This window comes from Streptomyces sp. APSN-46.1 (genome assembly GCF_022815725.1).
Lineage (GTDB): Bacteria > Actinomycetota > Actinomycetes > Streptomycetales > Streptomycetaceae > Streptomyces.
Genome location: NZ_JALGRF010000010.1, coordinates 100,850 through 116,840 on the forward strand (window position 1 = coordinate 100,850; position 15,991 = coordinate 116,840).

Annotated in this window: 14 protein-coding genes; 9 read left to right on the forward strand and 5 right to left on the reverse strand. The window is 70.5% G+C overall.

The features are described 5' to 3' along the window. The first annotated feature begins 173 nt into the window (after positions 1-173). From gap to pgi, 6 genes are all read left to right on the forward strand, one after another. Positions 174-1,178 (forward strand): type I glyceraldehyde-3-phosphate dehydrogenase, encoded by a 1,005-nt coding sequence (gap, locus tag MTF65_RS23525; protein WP_243630900.1) that lies wholly within the window; start codon positions 174-176, stop codon positions 1,176-1,178. A gap of 144 nt (positions 1,179-1,322) precedes the next feature. Then, positions 1,323-2,534, forward strand: coding sequence for a phosphoglycerate kinase (locus tag MTF65_RS23530; RefSeq protein ID WP_243630901.1), 1,212 nt, complete (start codon positions 1,323-1,325; stop codon positions 2,532-2,534). Positions 2,535-2,540: 6 nt separating this feature from the next. Next, the gene (gene tpiA, locus MTF65_RS23535; RefSeq protein WP_243630902.1) at positions 2,541-3,317 is read left to right on the forward strand and encodes a triose-phosphate isomerase; all 777 of its coding nucleotides are present in this window, start codon (positions 2,541-2,543) and stop codon (positions 3,315-3,317) included. A gap of 151 nt (positions 3,318-3,468) precedes the next feature. After that, positions 3,469-3,699, forward strand: a complete 231-nt coding sequence (gene secG, locus MTF65_RS23540) for a preprotein translocase subunit SecG (protein WP_243631012.1) — start codon at positions 3,469-3,471, stop codon at positions 3,697-3,699. A gap of 181 nt (positions 3,700-3,880) precedes the next feature. Continuing rightward, positions 3,881-4,216 (forward strand): RNA polymerase-binding protein RbpA, encoded by a 336-nt coding sequence (locus tag MTF65_RS23545; protein WP_007263454.1) that lies wholly within the window; start codon positions 3,881-3,883, stop codon positions 4,214-4,216. A 147-nt stretch (positions 4,217-4,363) separates the two neighbouring features. Next, positions 4,364-6,019, forward strand: coding sequence for a glucose-6-phosphate isomerase (pgi, locus tag MTF65_RS23550; RefSeq protein ID WP_243631013.1), 1,656 nt, complete (start codon positions 4,364-4,366; stop codon positions 6,017-6,019). A gap of 241 nt (positions 6,020-6,260) precedes the next feature. Here the strand turns inward: pgi and pgl are convergent, their stop codons facing one another. The 5 genes from pgl to tkt all read right to left on the reverse strand — a co-directional run bounded on the left by pgl (position 6,261) and on the right by tkt (position 13,085). Beyond that, positions 6,261-7,043 carry a 6-phosphogluconolactonase gene (pgl, locus tag MTF65_RS23555; protein ID WP_243631014.1) on the reverse strand — a complete coding sequence of 261 codons (783 nt, stop codon included), beginning with the start codon at positions 7,041-7,043 and terminating at the stop codon, positions 6,261-6,263. A 223-nt stretch (positions 7,044-7,266) separates the two neighbouring features. After that, positions 7,267-8,316, reverse strand: coding sequence for a glucose-6-phosphate dehydrogenase assembly protein OpcA (opcA, locus tag MTF65_RS23560; RefSeq protein ID WP_243630903.1), 1,050 nt, complete (start codon positions 8,314-8,316; stop codon positions 7,267-7,269). Then, positions 8,313-9,839 carry a glucose-6-phosphate dehydrogenase gene (zwf, locus tag MTF65_RS23565; RefSeq protein ID WP_243630904.1) on the reverse strand — a complete coding sequence of 509 codons (1,527 nt, stop codon included), beginning with the start codon at positions 9,837-9,839 and terminating at the stop codon, positions 8,313-8,315. The genes opcA and zwf overlap by 4 nt, the downstream gene beginning before the upstream one ends. Before the next feature lie 5 nt (positions 9,840-9,844). Continuing rightward, a complete protein-coding gene (gene tal, locus MTF65_RS23570; RefSeq protein WP_243630905.1) occupies positions 9,845-10,963 on the reverse strand; it encodes a transaldolase in 1,119 nt (372 codons plus the stop codon). 34 nt (positions 10,964-10,997) lie between these two features. Further along, positions 10,998-13,085, reverse strand: a complete 2,088-nt coding sequence (gene tkt, locus MTF65_RS23575; RefSeq protein ID WP_243630906.1) for a transketolase — start codon at positions 13,083-13,085, stop codon at positions 10,998-11,000. 327 nt (positions 13,086-13,412) lie between these two features. Between tkt and MTF65_RS23580 the strand changes: the two genes are divergently transcribed. The 3 genes from MTF65_RS23580 (at position 13,413) to MTF65_RS23590 (ending at position 15,990) form a co-directional block, all read left to right on the forward strand. Next, positions 13,413-14,354, forward strand: a complete 942-nt coding sequence (locus tag MTF65_RS23580) for a heme o synthase (RefSeq protein ID WP_243630907.1) — start codon at positions 13,413-13,415, stop codon at positions 14,352-14,354. Between the two features lie 24 nt (positions 14,355-14,378). Continuing rightward, entirely contained in the window at positions 14,379-14,750 is a 372-nt protein-coding gene (locus MTF65_RS23585) for a hypothetical protein (RefSeq protein ID WP_243630908.1), read from the forward strand. Between the two features lie 106 nt (positions 14,751-14,856). Continuing rightward, positions 14,857-15,990 (forward strand): amidohydrolase family protein, encoded by a 1,134-nt coding sequence (locus MTF65_RS23590; protein ID WP_243630909.1) that lies wholly within the window; start codon positions 14,857-14,859, stop codon positions 15,988-15,990. Position 15,991: the final 1 nt, after the last annotated feature.

The following is a 15,991-nucleotide window of genomic DNA, read 5'->3' on the forward strand; positions in this document are numbered from 1 at the left end:
TGCCGGCGCCATTGGTACAGGACAGCCGGGGATCCCCCCGCCAAGCGGGGGGAGTGTCAGGCCCCGGCCGATGTCACTCCCAAGCTCACGGAGAGGTAGGGTCGTAAGCGGTCGGGGACATCCCATACAGCTCGCCGGCGCACTTACCGGCGCACATACGAGGAGATCGGTTCGTGACGATCCGCGTAGGTATCAACGGTTTTGGCCGAATTGGCCGCAACTACTTCCGGGCGCTCCTGGAGCAGGGAGCGGACATCGAGATCGTCGGTGTCAACGACCTGACTGACAACGCCACCCTGGTGCACCTGCTCAAGTACGACACCATCCTGGGCCGCCTCAAGGCCGAGGTCTCCCACACCGACGACAGCATCACCGTCGGCGGCCAGACCTTCAAGACGTACGCCGAGCGCGACCCCGCGAAGCTCCCCTGGGGCGAGCTGGGCGCCGACATCGTCATCGAGTCGACCGGCATCTTCACCAAGAAGGCCGACGCCGCCAAGCACATCGCCGCCGGCGCGAAGAAGGTCCTCATCTCGGCTCCGGCCAAGGACGAGGACATCACGATCGTGATGGGCGTCAACCAGGACAAGTACGACGCGGCCAAGCACCACGTCATCTCCAACGCCTCCTGCACCACCAACTGCGTGGCGCCGATGGCCAAGGTCCTCGACGAGAACTTCGGCATCGTCAAGGGCATGATGACGACGGTCCACGCGTACACGAACGACCAGCGCATCCTGGACTTCCCGCACTCGGACCTGCGCCGCGCCCGCGCCGCCGCCGAGAACATCATCCCGACCTCGACGGGTGCCGCCAAGGCCACCGCGCTGGTCCTCCCGCAGCTCAAGGGCAAGCTGGACGGCATCGCGATGCGCGTCCCGGTCCCGACCGGGTCGGTCACCGACCTGGTCCTGGAGCTCGACCGCGAGGTCTCCAAGGACGAGATCAACGCCGCCTTCCAGAAGGCCGCCGAGGGCCAGCTCAAGGGCATCCTCGACTACACCGAGGACGCGATCGTCTCTTCCGACATCGTGAACTGGCCGGCCTCCTGCACCTTCGACTCCTCCCTGACCATGGCTCAGGGCAACCAGGTCAAGGTCGTCGGCTGGTACGACAACGAGTGGGGCTACTCCAACCGTCTCGTCGACCTCACCGTCTTCGTCGGCGGCCAGCTCTAACAAGTCCCTCGGGCAAGGCAGCACGATGTGAGCACAGGGTCCGGGCAGCGCGACGAAGCGCCGCACGGGCCCTGTTGCTTGCCTCGTCCGACCTGGCCCGGCACGCGGGTATCAGCCCCGGACCGGTATAAGGAGTAGAACAGCATGAAGACCATCGACGAACTTCTCGCCGAAGGTGTCTCAGGCAAGCGGGTGTTCGTCCGCGCCGACCTCAACGTGCCGCTCGCCGGCGCCACCATCACCGACGACGGCCGCATCCGCGCCGTCCAGCCGACCATCGCGAAGCTCGCCGAGGCCGGCGCCCGCGTGATCGTCGCCTCGCACCTGGGCCGCCCCAAGGGCGAGCCGGACCCGGCCTTCTCGCTGGCGCCCGCCGCCAAGCGGCTGGGCGAACTGCTCGGCCAGGACGTCGCCTTCGCGACCGACACCGTCGGATCCTCCGCCAGGGCCACCGTCGCGGCCCTCGCCGACGGCCAGGTCGCCGTCATCGAGAACCTGCGCTTCAACGCCGGTGAGACCGCGAAGGACGACGCCGAGCGCGGCGCCTTCGCCGATCAGCTCGCCGAGCTGGCCGACATCTACGTCGGCGACGGTTTCGGCGCCGTCCACCGCAAGCACGCCTCGGTCTTCGACCTCCCCGCGCGCCTTCCGCACGCGGCCGGCTACCTCATCGCCACCGAGGTCGGCGTCCTGAAGAAGCTCACCGCCGAGGTCAAGCGCCCGTACGTGGTCGTCCTCGGCGGGGCCAAGGTCTCCGACAAGCTCGCCGTCATCGACCAGCTGCTCGGCAAGGCCGACCGCATCCTCATCGGCGGCGGCATGGCGTACACCTTCCTCTACGCCAAGGGCTACGAGGTCGGCATCTCCCTGCTCCAGAAGGACCAGGTGGAGGTCGTCACGGAGTACATGGCCCGCGCCGAGGCCAACGGCGTCGAGCTGGTCCTCCCGGTGGACATCCTGGCTTCCGCGGACTTCCCCGACCTCAAGGGCAAGACCCCGGCCGAGTACGTCACCGTCGACGCGGACAAGATCCCTGCCGAGAAGGAGGGTCTGGACATCGGTCCCATGACCCGCGAGCTGTACGCCTCGAAGATCGCCGACGCCGAGACCGTCTTCTGGAACGGCCCGGTCGGCGTCTTCGAGCACCCCGACTACGCGAACGGCACCAAGGCCATCGCGCAGGCGCTGATCGACAGCAGCGCCTTCACCGTCGTAGGCGGCGGCGACTCGGCCGCGGCCGTACGTACGCTCGGCTTCGACGAGAACGCTTTCGGCCACATCTCGACCGGTGGCGGCGCCTCCCTCGAATACCTCGAGGGCAAGACGCTCCCCGGCCTCGCCGCACTGGAGGACTGACCCTTAATGAGCACCCGCACCCCGCTGATGGCGGGCAACTGGAAGATGAACCTCAACCACCTTGAGGCCATCGCCCACGTCCAGAAGCTCGCCTTCGCCCTGGCCGACAAGGACTACGACGCCGTCGAGGTCGCGGTGCTGCCGCCCTTCATCGACCTGCGTTCGGTCCAGACCCTGGTCGACGGCGACAAGCTGAAGATCAAGTACGGCGCCCAGGACCTCTCGGCGCACGACTCCGGTGCCTACACCGGCGAGATCTCCGGCTCCATGCTGGCCAAGCTGAGCTGCACGTACGTGGCCGTCGGCCACAGCGAGCGCCGCCAGTACCACGGCGAGAGCGACGAGCTCTGCAACGCCAAGGTCAAGGCCGCCTACCGGCACGGGATCACCCCGATCCTGTGCGTCGGCGAGGGCCTGGACGTCCGCAAGGCCGGCCGGCAGGTCCCGTACACGCTGGAGCAGATCGACGGCGGCCTCAAGGACATCCCGGCCGAGCAGGTCGAGTCCATCGTGATCGCGTACGAGCCCGTCTGGGCGATCGGCACCGGCGAGGTCGCCACCCCCGAGGACGCGCAGGAGGTCTGCGGGGCGATCCGCGGCCGCCTCGCCGAGCTCTACTCGCAGGAGCTGGCCGACAAGGTCCGCATCCAGTACGGCGGCTCGGTCAAGTCCGGCAACATCGCCGCGATCATGGCCCAGCCCGACGTGGACGGCGCCCTGGTCGGCGGCGCCGCGCTGGACGTGGACGAGTTCGTCAAGATCGTCCGCTTCCGCGACCAGTGAGCGAAGAGACGATCGCCGTGAGTATGCGGTAGGACGGATCCGTCGTACCCTTGCGGGGGCCAGGAGGCTGAACCACCAGCCACTGGCCCCCGTGCACATCCCAGCAGAGCCGAAAAGCCAGAAAGCCAGAAAGTAGGAATCAGCCGTGATTATGGGGTTCTCGATCGCCCTGATCGTGTTCAGCGCCCTGCTGATGCTGCTCGTGCTGATGCACAAGGGCAAGGGCGGCGGCCTCTCCGACATGTTCGGCGGCGGTATGCAGTCGTCCGTCGGAGGCTCCTCGGTCGCGGAGCGCAACCTGGACCGGATCACCGTCGTGATCGGCCTGTTCTGGTTCGCGTGCATCGTCGCGCTCGGCCTGCTGATGAAGTCGGGCAGCTGACGGTTCTGGCCATTCCGGCCGTCCGGCCCGTTCCCCCCTGCCTATCATGGGGACCGGCGCCCGTACTCCGGAGCGAGTAACTCCGGTCACTGGACGTGCGTTGGGCCTTCCGTAGACTGGGGCGCCCGCAGCGGAAATTCCACTCACGCTCCGCGGCACCATCACGCAGGGAGTTACGACCGTGGCAAGTGGCAACGCGATCCGTGGAAGCCGGGTCGGAGCGGGGCCGATGGGTGAGGCAGAGCGTGGCGAGTCCGCGCCCCGCCTGCGCATCTCCTTCTGGTGCTCTAACGGGCACGAGACGCAGCCGAGCTTCGCCAGCGACGCGCAGGTGCCCGACACCTGGGACTGCCCGCGCTGCGGGTTCCCGGCCGGCCAGGACCGGGACAACCCACCCGCGCCGCCGCGCACCGAGCCGTACAAGACGCACCTGGCGTACGTGCGGGAGCGGCGCACCGACGCCGACGGCGAGGCCATCCTCGCCGAGGCGCTCGCCAAACTCCGCGGTGAGATCTGAACATCCGAATGTGCGTGTGACATGTGGCCCGGCCCGCAGGAATCCTCTCCTGCGGGCCGGGCCTCTTTGTGTGCGTTGCCCCTCTTCCGATCCCTTAGGTTGGTGACCGGCGGGGCACGACAGGATGGAAGAGGTCTGATGTCCGAGATGAACGCAGAAAGCCGTGCGAGGCTCAACCGGACTCCCGAGTGGCTGGCACTCGGCAAGCACCGGGAAGAGCTGGGGCAGACGCGTCTGCGGGACCTGTTCGAGACGAATCCGGGCCGGGGCACCGGCTACACCCTGCGGGTCGGCGACCTGCACATCGATTATTCGAAGCACCTCGTGACGGACGAGACGTTGGAACTGCTGCGCGAACTGGCCTCCGCCACGGGCGTGGCCGAACTGCGCGAGGCGATGTTCCGCGGGGAGAAGATCAACACGACCGAGGACAGGGCCGTCCTGCACACCGCCCTGCGCGCGCCGCGGGACGCGGTCGTCGAGGTGGACGGCGAGAACGTCGTCCCGGCCGTCCACGCGGTCCTCGACACGATGGCGGCCTTCTCCCGCCAGGTCAGGTCGGGGGAATGGACCGGCTTCACCGGCAAGCGCATCAAGAACGTCGTCAACATCGGCATCGGCGGCTCCGATCTGGGCCCGGCGATGGCGTACGAGGCGCTGCGCGCCTTCACCGACCGGGATCTGACCCTGCGGTTCGTGTCCAACGTGGACGGCGCGGACCTGCACGAAGCGGTGCTGGGGATGGACCCGGCCGAGACGCTGTTCATCATCGCGTCGAAGACCTTCACGACGATCGAGACCATCACCAACGCCACGTCGGCGCGGGAGTGGCTGCTGGCCGGTCTGGGCGGGGACCGGGCGGCGGTGGCACGGCACTTCGTGGCCCTGTCGACGAACGCCGAGAAGGTCACCGAGTTCGGCATCGATCCGGCCAACATGTTCGAGTTCTGGGACTGGGTCGGGGGCCGCTACTCCTTCGACTCCGCGATCGGCCTCTCGCTGATGGTCGCCATCGGCCCGGACGCCTTCCGGGAGATGCTGGACGGCTTCGCGCGGATGGACCAGCATTTCCGGACGGCGCCGCCGGAGGAGAACGCGCCGCTGCTGATGGGCCTGTTGGGGATCTGGTACGGGGCGTTCTTCGACGCGCAGTCGCACGCGGTGCTGCCGTACAGCCACTACCTCTCGCGGTTCACGGCGTACTTGCAGCAGCTGGACATGGAGTCGAACGGCAAGTCCGTGGACCGGCAGGGCAATCGGGTGGACTGGCAGACCGGGCCGGTGGTGTGGGGCACCCCGGGCACCAACGGGCAGCACGCGTACTACCAGTTGATCCACCAGGGGACGAAGGTGATCCCGGCGGACTTCATCGGGTTCGCGCGGCCGGTGCGGGAGCTGCCGTCGGCGCTGGAGGCCCAGCACGACCTGCTGATGGCGAACTTCTTCGCGCAGACGCAGGCGCTGGCCTTCGGCAAGACGGCCGAGGAGGTGCGTGCGGAGGGCGTGGCGGACGAACTGGTCCCGCACAAGACCTTCCAGGGCAACCACCCGACGACCACGATCCTGGCCACCGAGCTGACGCCCTCGGTGCTCGGCCAGCTGATCGCCCTCTACGAGCACAAGGTGTTCGTCCAGGGGGCCGTGTGGAACATCGACTCGTTCGACCAATGGGGCGTGGAGCTGGGGAAGGTCCTCGCCAAGCGGGTCGAGCCGGCACTGAAGGAGGGCTCGCACGTGGAGAGCCTGGACGCGTCGACGCGGGCGCTGGTCGCCACGTACCGGTCGCTGCGCGGGCGGGACTGACCGTCGGGAGTCCCGGGGTGGGGGGGGGGGGGCCCCCCCCCCCCCGGCGTGCCCCGGGAGGGGCCCGCGCGGGGGGGGCGGGCCGCCCGGGGGCGGGGCGGGGGGCCGCGGGGCCGGGGCCGCCGCGGCGCGGGCGGGGCGGGGGCCGGCCGCCCCCCCCCGGGGGGGGGGGGGGGGGGGCCGGCCGGGGGGGGGGGGGGGGGGGGGGGGCCCCCCCCCCCCCACCCCGGTCATTCCCCGTTCAGGCCGACGCCGGGGGGTACAGGGCCGCCGGGAGCTTGGCGGCGGCCGCGCGGTCCAGGAGCCACAGGGTGCGGGAGCGGCCGTAGGCGGCCGCCGCCGGGGCCTGGACACCGCCCGCGCCGCCGAGGGCGATGGCCACCGCGCCGGCCTTGTCCGCGCCGGCCGCCAGGAGCCAGACCTCGCGGGCCGCCCGGATCGCCGGGAGGGTCAGCGAGACCCGGGTGGGCGGAGGCTTCGGCGCGCCGTGGACGCCGACCACCGTGCGCTCCGTCTCGTGCGCCGCCGGGTGCTCCGGGAACAGGGACGCCACGTGGGTGTCCGGGCCGACGCCCAGCATCAGTACGTCGAACCGCGGCACCGGGCCGTGGTCCTCCGGGCCGGCGGCCGCGCGGAGCTCCTCCGCGTACGCGGCGGCCGCGGCGTCCACGTCCGACCCGTACGGGCCGTCCGAGGCCGGCATCACGTGCACGCGGGCCGGGTCCACCGGGACGGCGTCCAGGAGGGCCTCGCGGGCCTGCGTGTGGTTGCGCTCGGGGTCGTCGGCGGGGACGTACCGCTCGTCGCCCCACCAGAGGTCCAGCCGCGCCCAGTCGATCGCGTCCCGCGCGGGCGCGGCTGCGAGGGCCGCGAGCAGCCCGTTGCCGTTGCGGCCGCCGGTCAGGACCACCGAGGCGGTGCCGCGGGCCGCCTGGGCGTCCACGATCTTCGTGATGAGCCGGGCCGCCGCGGCCTGGGCCATCAGCTCCTTGTCCCGGTGGACGACGACCTGAGGTGTCGTCATACCCATGGCTTCGCCGCCTTCTTGTGTGGTTCGATGCCGCTGCGCGGAGCCTCTCCCCGCCCCGCCCTTCCTCCGTTCCCTGGGGCTCCGCCCCAGACCTCGCGCCTCAAACGCCGGCGAGGCTGAATTTTCAGCCTGCCCGGCGTTTGAGGGCCGGGTCCGGGCAGAGCCCGGGGAACGGTGAAAGGGCGGGGCGGGGAGAGGCTCCGCGCAGCGGGTGGTGTTACTTGGTCGCGGCCTTCTTGGCCGGCTTGGGGGCCGGCTTCGCCGGCGGGGCCTCGTTGGCCGCGGCCTTCTTGGCCGGAGCCGCCGCCGGGGCCGCCTCGGCCTCGGCCGCCGGGTCGGCAGACGTGTCCAGCCGGGCCACGCCGAACTTCAGCGAGGACTCGTACGTGTTGTCCGGGTCCAGCCGACGGAGTTCCTCCGCCAGCAGCTCGGCCGTGTCGCGGCGCTTGAGCGCCACCGCCCGGTCGGGCTGGCCCGGCATGCACAGCGTGGCGAGAGCCCCGTCCGCGCGGTCCAGGACGATCTCCCCGTCCTTGGTCCGCAGCCGCACCGCGGTCAGGCCGGGGCCCGCCGAGAACGTCCGCTTGACCGGGACCTGGAGGCGGTCCGCCAGCCACATGGCCAGCAGCTCGCAGCTCGGGTTCTCGTCCTCGCCCTCGACGACCGCCGAGACGACCGAGACGGTCTGCTGGTCCAGCGCGGCCGCCAGCATCGAGCGCCACGGTGTGATCCGGGTCCAGGCCAGGTCCGTGTCACCGGGCGCGTATGCCGCCGCGCGGGCGGCGAGGGACCCGATCGGGTCCTCACAGGCGTGCGTGTCCGTGATCCGGCGCTGCCCCAGCGCACCCAGCGGGTCGCCCGCCAGGTCCGTCGGAGCGCCGTCCGGCCACCAGACGACCACGGGGGCGTCCGGCAGGAGGAGCGGGAGAACCACCGACTGGGCGTGGTCGACCAGTTCACCGTGGAGGCGGAGCACCACCGTTTCGCCGGTGCCCGAGTCCGCCCCGACGCGGACTTCCGCGTCGAGACGGGCATCGCGGCGGCTGCGCACGGAACGGCTGGCCCGCTTGACCACGACGACGATCCGCGAAGGGTGTTGGTGGGACGCGTCCTTCGCCGACTTGAGCGCGTCGTACGCGTTCTCCTCGTCCGTCACGATCACCAGCGTGAGGACCATGCCGATGGCAGGCGTGCCGATGTCCCGGCGCGCCTGCACCAACGCGGCGTTGATCTTGCTGGAGGTTGTCTCCGTGAGGTCGATCTTCATGGCCGACGCCAGCTCCGTCCGTCTCGTGCGAGCATCTCGTCGGCCTCGACCGGCCCCCAGGTGCCCGCCGGGTACTGCGCGGGCTTGCCGTGCTTGTCCCAGTACTCCTCGATCGGGTCGAGGATGTTCCAGGACAGTTCGACCTCCTGATGACGCGGGAAGAGGTTCGCGTCGCCGAGGAGCACGTCGAGGATGAGCCGCTCGTACGCCTCGGGGCTGGACTCCGTGAAGGACTCGCCGTAAGCGAAGTCCATCGTGACGTCCCGGACCTCCATCGAGGTGCCCGGCACCTTGGAGCCGAAGCGCACCGTCACGCCCTCGTCCGGCTGGACCCGGATGACCAGGGCGTTCTGCCCCAGCTCCTCGGTCGCGCCCGACTCGAACGGGAGGTACGGGGCCCGCTTGAAGACCACCGCGATCTCGGTCACCCGGCGTCCCAGGCGCTTGCCGGTCCGCAGGTAGAACGGGACGCCCGCCCAGCGGCGGTTGTTGATCTCCAGCTTGATGGCCGCGTAGGTGTCGGTCTTCGACTTGGGGTCGATGCCGTCCTCTTCGAGGTACCCGACGACCTTCTCGCCGCCCTGCCAGGCCGCCGCGTACTGGCCGCGCACGGTGTGCTTGCCCAGGTCCTCGGGCAGCTGCACGGCGGTCAGCACCTTGAGCTTCTCCGCCACCAGCGCCTTGGGGTGGAAGGAGCCGGGCTCCTCCATCGCCGTCAGCGCGAGCAGCTGGAGCAGGTGGTTCTGGATGACGTCGCGGGCCGCGCCGATGCCGTCGTAGTACCCGGCCCGGCCACCGATGCCGATGTCCTCGGCCATGGTGATCTGCACGTGGTCGACGTACGACCGGTTCCAGATCGGCTCGAACATCGTGTTGGCGAAGCGGAGCGCCAGGATGTTCTGGACGGTCTCCTTGCCGAGGTAGTGGTCGATCCGGAAGACCTCGTCCCGGGGGAAGACCTCGTGGACGACCTTGTTGAGCTCCTCGGCGCTCTTCAGGTCGTGGCCGAAGGGCTTCTCGATGACGGCGCGCCGCCAGGAGCCTTCCTTCTGCGCGAGACCGTGGTCCTTGAGCTGCTGGACCACCTTGGGGAAGAACTTCGGCGGGACGGACAGGTAGAAGGCGAAGTTGCCGCCCGTGCCCTGCGCCTTGTCGAGCTCGTCGATCGTCGCCTTCAGGGTCTCGAAGGCCGCGTCGTCGTCGAAGTCGCCCTGCACGAACCGGCAGCCCTGCACCAGCTGCTGCCAGACCTCCTCCCGGAACGGCGTGCGCGAGTGCTCCTTGACAGCCTCGTACACCTCCTGGGCGAAGTCCTCGTGCTCCCACTCGCGGCGGGCGAAGCCGATCAGCGAGAAGCCCGGCGGGAGCAGGCCGCGATTGGCCAGGTCGTAGACGGCAGGCATCAGCTTCTTGCGCGACAGGTCACCCGTAACGCCGAAAATGACCAGGCCGGACGGCCCCGCGATGCGCGGGAGCCGCCGGTCCTGTGCGTCACGAAGCGGGTTCGCTCCGTTTACAGACAAGGTGTTCAGGCCTCCGTGGGGGCGAGGCGCTCAAGCTCCGCCTCGGTCGACTTCAGCAGGTCGTTCCAGGACGCCTCGAACTTCTCGACGCCCTCGTCCTCAAGCAGCTGAACGACATCGTCGTACGAGATGCCCAGCTTCGCGACCGCGCCGAGCTCGGCGCGCGCCTGCTCGTAGGTGCCGCGGATGGTGTCGCCGGAGACCTCGCCGTGGTCGGCGGTGGCCTCCAGGGTGGCCTCGGGCATGGTGTTCACCGTGCCGGGGGCGACCAGGTCGACCACGTACAGGGTGTCCTTGTACGCCGGGTCCTTGACGCCGGTCGAGGCCCACAGCGGACGCTGCTTGTTGGCCTGCGCCTTGTCCAGGGCGGCCCAGCGCTCGCTGCCGAACACCTCTTCGTAGGCCTCGTAGGCCAGCCGGGCGTTGGCGAGGGCAGCCTTGCCCTTCAGGGCCTTGGCCTCGTCGGTGCCGATGGCGTCGAGGCGCTTGTCGATCTCCGAGTCCACGCGGGAGACGAAGAAGGAGGCGACCGAGTGAATCTTGGAGAGGTCCAGGCCCGCGGCCTTCGCCTTCTCCAGACCCGCCAGGTACGCGTCCATGACCGCGCGGTAGCGCTCCAGCGAGAAGATCAGCGTCACGTTGACGCTGATGCCCCTGCCGATGACCTCGGTGATCGCCGGCAGGCCGGCCTCGGTCGCCGGGATCTTGATGAGGGTGTTCGGGCGGTCCACCAGCCAGGCGAGCTGCTTGGCCTCGGCGATGGTCGCCACGGTGTCGTGCGCCAGACGGGGATCGACCTCGATCGACACGCGGCCGTCCTGGCCCTCGGTGGCGTCGTAGACCGGGCGCAGGATGTCGGCGGCGTCGCGGACGTCCGCCGTCGTGATCATGCGGATGGCCTCGTCGACGGTGACCTTGCGGGCGGCGAGGTCGGCGAGCTGCTGCTCGTAACCGTCACCGCTGCTGATCGCCTTCTGGAAGATCGACGGGTTGGTGGTGACACCGACCACGTGCTGCTGGTCGATGAGCTCGGCCAGGTTGCCCGACGTGATGCGCTTGCGGGACAGGTCGTCCAGCCAGATCGCCACGCCCTCGTCGGAGAGGCGCTTGAGTGCGTCTGTCATGGGTTACATCTCCTCCTTGGTTCTGGTACCGGCGTCAGCGCGCGGCGGCGGCGAACGAATCCTTGGCGGCGGCGGTCACGGCCTCCGGGGTGAAGCCGAACTCGCGGAACAGCACCTTGGCGTCGGCCGAGGCACCGAAGTGCTCCAGCGAGACGATGCGGCCGGCGTCGCCGACGTAGCGGTGCCAGGTCAGGCCGATGCCCGCCTCGATCGCGACACGCGCCTTCACCGACGGCGGCAGGACGCTGTCCTTGTACGCCTGGTCCTGCTCCTCGAACCACTCGACGGACGGCATCGAGACGACCCGGGTGGGGATGCCCTCGGCCTGGAGCTGCTCGCGGGCCTCGACGGCCACGTGCACCTCGGAGCCGGTGCCGATGAGGACGACCTGCGGCGTGCCGCCGTCGGCCTCGAACATCACGTAACCGCCCTTGGCGGCGTCCTCGTTGCGCTCGTACGTGGGCACGCCCTGGCGGGTCAGCGCCAGACCGTGCGGGGCGCCCTTGCCGAACACCTTGGTGTGGCGCTTGAGGATCTCGCGCCAGGCGATGGCCGTCTCGTTGGCGTCGGCCGGGCGGACGACGTTCAGGCCCGGGATGGCGCGCAGCGAGGCGAGGTGCTCGACCGGCTGGTGGGTCGGGCCGTCCTCGCCCAGGCCGATGGAGTCGTGCGTCCACACGTAGGTGACCGGCACGTGCATCAGCGCGGAGAGGCGGACGGCGTTGCGCATGTAGTCGGAGAACACCAGGAAGGTGCCGCCGTAGACGCGGGTGTGGCCGTGCAGCGCGATGCCGTTCATGGACGCGGCCATGGCGTGCTCGCGGATGCCGAAGTGGAGGGTGCGGCCGTACGGGTCGGCCTCCGGCAGCGGGTTGCCCTTCGGCAGGAACGAGGAGTTCTTGTCGATGGTGGTGTTGTTGGAGCCGGCCAGGTCGGCCGAGCCGCCCCACAGCTCGGGGATGACCGGGCCGAGCGCGGCGAGCACCTTGCCGGACGCGGCGCGGGTGGCGACGCCCTTGCCGGCCTCGAAGACGGGGAGCTCGTCCTCCCAGCCCGCGGGCAGCTCGTTGGCGTTGATGCGGTCGAACTCGGTGGCGCGACGCGGGTTGGCGGTGCGCCAGGCGGAGAAGTCCTTCTCCCAGGCGGCCTTGGCCTCGCGGCCGCGGTCCAGCGCCTTGCGGGTGTGCGCGATGACCTCGTCGGAGACCTCGAAGGTCTGCTCCGGGTCGAAGCCGAGGACACGCTTGGTGGCGGCGACCTCGTCGTCACCGAGGGCCGAGCCGTGCGAGGCCTCGGTGCCCTGGGCGTGCGGGGCCGGCCAGGCGATGATCGAGCGCATCGCGATGAAGGAGGGGCGCTCCGTCTCGGCCTTGGCGGCCTGGAGGGCCTCGAACAGCGCCTTCGGGTCGAGGTCGCCGTTCGGCTGCTGCGCGACGCGCTGGACGTGCCAGCCGTACGCCTCGTAGCGCTCCAGGGTGTCCTCGGAGACGGCCGTCTCCGTGTCGCCCTCGATGGAGATGTGGTTGTCGTCCCACAGCAGGACGAGGTTGCCCAGCTTCTGGTGGCCGGCCAGCGCGGACGCCTCGTGGGAGAGGCCCTCCTGGAGGCAGCCGTCACCCGCGATCGTGTAGACCATGTGGTCGAAGGGGGAGGCGCCCTGGGCGGCCTCCGGGTCGAACAGACCGCGCTCGTAGCGGGCGGCCATGGCCATGCCCACCGCGTTCGCGATGCCCTGGCCCAGCGGGCCGGTGGTGGTCTCGACGCCGGCCGTGTGGCCGTACTCCGGGTGACCGGGCGTTTTGGAGCCCCAGGTGCGGAACGCCTTCAGGTCGTCGAGCCCCAAGCCGAAGCCGGCCAGGTAGAGCTGTGTGTAGAGCGTGAGGGACGAGTGCCCTGCGGAGAGCACGAAGCGGTCACGGCCGACCCATTCGGGGTCCGCCGGGTCGTGCCGCATCACCTTCTGGAACAGGGTGTACGCGGCGGGGGCCAGGCTCATCGCCGTACCGGGGTGGCCGTTGCCCACCTTCTGGACCGCGTCCGCGGCCAGGATGCGGGCGGTGTCGACGGCCCGCTGGTCCAGTTCGGTCCACTCGAGCTCTGTGGTCGTCGGCTTGGTGCTCACCGTGAGTCAGGGCTCCTCTCCACATGTCGTTTCCCGGTGACGAACGGTGCACCGGCGCGATTCCGAGCCTACCCCCGCAAAGGTGTGCGGCTATTCGAGATCGACCTGTGCTTCATCAGGTCTTAAGCCGTTGCTCAAACGGGGCCTGCCCCACTCACCTGACAGCCGCCACTCGGCCCGGTCCGATCGGCCCAACACGAGGCGACCCCCGCGCGGGGCGACCTGAGGGCAACGTCTAGAGTGGCGTGGTACGCGCAAGCCTTTACCGGGCCTTCACTCTTGAAGGGTCCGAGTCGGAGCTTGCTGGATTCTCTCTCAGGGGTGTGCGTGACGGCCGTCGAATCCCGTCCAGCGGGGGTACTCGGGACGAGCCCCGGTCGCCGGCCGTTCGGGGCCCGGGTCATGGCTTTCGTGGCTTTGACCAAGCCGCGGATCATCGAACTTCTGCTGATCACCACAGTCCCGGTGATGTTCCTGGCCGAGCAGGGCGTGCCCTCGCTGTGGCTGGTCCTCGCGACCTGCTTCGGCGGCTACCTGTCCGCGGGCGGCGCCAACGCGCTGAACATGTACATCGACCGCGACATCGACGCCCTGATGGACCGCACCTCGCAGCGGCCGCTGGTGACCGGCATGGTCAGCCCGCGGGAGTGCCTGGTCTTCGGCATCAGCCTCGGGGTGGTCTCCACCCTGTTCTTCGGCCTGCTCGTCAACTGGCTGTCGGCCGCCCTCGCGCTCGGCGCGCTCCTCTTCTACGTCATCGTCTACACGATGCTCCTGAAGCGGCGCACCACCCAGAACATCGTCTGGGGCGGCATCGCGGGCTGCATGCCGGTGCTCATCGGCTGGTCGGCCGTGAAGGACGAGGTCTCCTGGGCCGCCGTCATCCTCTTCCTCGTCATCTTCTTCTGGACGCCGCCGCACTACTGGCCGCTCTCGATGAAGGTGAAGGACGACTACGCGCGGGTCGGCGTGCCGATGCTGCCGGTCGTGGCCGGCAACAAGGTCGTGGCGCGCCAGATCGTCCTCTACAGCTGGGTGATGGTGGCGGTCTCGCTGCTGCTCACCCCGCTGGGGTACACCGGCTGGTTCTACACGGCGGTCGCGCTCGTGTCGGGCGGCTGGTGGCTGTGGGAGGCGCACGCGCTGAACGCGCGGGCCAAGGCCGGGGTGACGGGCGCGAAGCTCAAGGAGATGCGGCTGTTCCACTGGTCCATCACCTATGTGTCGCTCCTCTTCGTCGCCGTCGCCGTGGATCCCTTCCTCCGCTGATTACTCGCCGGTAGCATGGTGTACATGGCAGACACCACCGCAGAGACCGCAGGCACCGAGGGCACCGCAGGCGCCGCGGCCAAGAAGCAGGACCGCAAGGCCGCGAAGCTGGCCCGGCAGATCGGCGCGTTCGCCAAGGAACACGGCGGCGCCGAGGGCCAGCTCGCGCACATGGGCCAGGCCGGCACCCGGATCGTGCTCGTCGGTACGGACGGCGCCTGGGGCGACCTGGTGGCTCCGGCCTACGCGACCGCCCAGCTGGCCGCGGAGAAGGCCGGGCTCACCCTCCACGAGGAGTTCGACGGCGAGTTCGCCGCACGGGTGAAGACGGGCCCGTACGAGTGGACGCGGATGGCGGGAATCCAGCTCGGCGGGACCCCGAACCGGGCGGCGTGAGGTCCCCTTCGCCGTCTCGGTCAACAGCGCGAGCAACACCTCGCACCCCGCTCACCCGTTAGGACGTGTGGAAGCCCCTTCCTCACGTCCGCAACGGGATGCCCGGATGATCGAAACGCCGCCCCTGGTGGACCAGTACTGCCACGGAGTGCTCCGTACGGAGCTGGGACTCGGCACCTTCGAGTCCCAGCTGATCCCCTCGGCCGGTCCGCCCGCCGCGGGAACCACCTTCTTCGACACCCAGGCCGGCTTCGCCGTGCGCCGCTGGTGCCCGCCGCTGCTGGGGCTGGAACCCCACTGCGCGCCCGTCCGCTATCTGGCCCGGCGGCGCGAGCTCGGCGTGGTCGAGGCCGGGCGGCGGCTGCTGCGCGGCTCCGGGACCTCCGCCTATCTGGTCGACACGGGGGCGCCCGGGGACCTCACCGGCCCCAAGGAGCTGTCCCTGGCCGGGGACGCCGAGGCGCACGAGCTCGTACGGCTGGAGTTACTGGCCGAGCAGGTCGCCGACACCTCCGGGACGGTGGCCGCCTTCCTCGCCAATCTCTCCGAGGCCCTCCACCACGCCGCCGCCGGGGCGGTCGCCTTCACCTGCGGCGCGGACGCGGGAGCCGGGTCCCCCTCCCTCGGCGCCGCCCTCGCCCTCGCGCCCGAACCGCCCGGTCCCGGCGAGGTGCGCGGGGCCGCCGGGCGGTGGCTGGCCGGGCGGGCCAAGGGCGAGGCGGTACGGGATCCCGTACTCCTGCGGCATCTGCTGTGGAGCGCGGTGGCGTCCGGGCTGCCGCTCCAGCTGCACACGGGCACGGGGGAGGAGGGGGCGCCGGAGCGGGGCGATCCGGCGTCGCTGACCGCGTTCGTACGGGCCACCGCGGGCCTGGGGACGCGGCTGGTGCTGCTCGGCGGTCACCCGTACCACCGGCAGGCGGCGCGGCTGGCGGCCGTCTTCCCGCACGTGCACGTGGATCTCGGCCTGGCCCTCGCGTACACCGGGGCCCGGGCGGCCGCGGTGCTGGCCGAGCTGCTGGAGGTCGCGCCCTTCGGGAAGCTGCTGTACTCCAGCGGCGGGCGGCGGCTGCCCGAGCTGCACGCGGTGGGCGCCCTGGTGTTCCGTGAGGCGCTGGGGCGGGTCCTGGGCGGCTGGGTCGCCGACGGGGCCTGGTCCTGGCGGGACGCGGACCGGGTGGCGGCCATGATCGCGGCGGACAATGCCCGCCGCGTCTACCGGCTGGACGAGCGCGGCTGAG

Coding starts and splice junctions, on each gene's coding strand:
- MTF65_RS23530 (WP_243630901.1), top strand. CDS start 1,323: ATGAAGACCATCGACGAACTTCTCGCCGAAGGTGTCTCAGGCAAGCGG.
- tpiA (WP_243630902.1), top strand. CDS start 2,541: ATGAGCACCCGCACCCCGCTGATGGCGGGCAACTGGAAGATGAACCTC.
- secG (WP_243631012.1), top strand. CDS start 3,469: ATGGGGTTCTCGATCGCCCTGATCGTGTTCAGCGCCCTGCTGATGCTG.
- pgi (WP_243631013.1), top strand. CDS start 4,364: ATGAACGCAGAAAGCCGTGCGAGGCTCAACCGGACTCCCGAGTGGCTG.
- pgl (WP_243631014.1), bottom strand. CDS start 7,043: ATGACGACACCTCAGGTCGTCGTCCACCGGGACAAGGAGCTGATGGCC.
- opcA (WP_243630903.1), bottom strand. CDS start 8,316: ATGAAGATCGACCTCACGGAGACAACCTCCAGCAAGATCAACGCCGCG.
- tal (WP_243630905.1), bottom strand. CDS start 10,963: ATGACAGACGCACTCAAGCGCCTCTCCGACGAGGGCGTGGCGATCTGG.
- MTF65_RS23585 (WP_243630908.1), top strand. CDS start 14,379: ATGGCAGACACCACCGCAGAGACCGCAGGCACCGAGGGCACCGCAGGC.
- MTF65_RS23590 (WP_243630909.1), top strand. CDS start 14,857: ATGATCGAAACGCCGCCCCTGGTGGACCAGTACTGCCACGGAGTGCTC.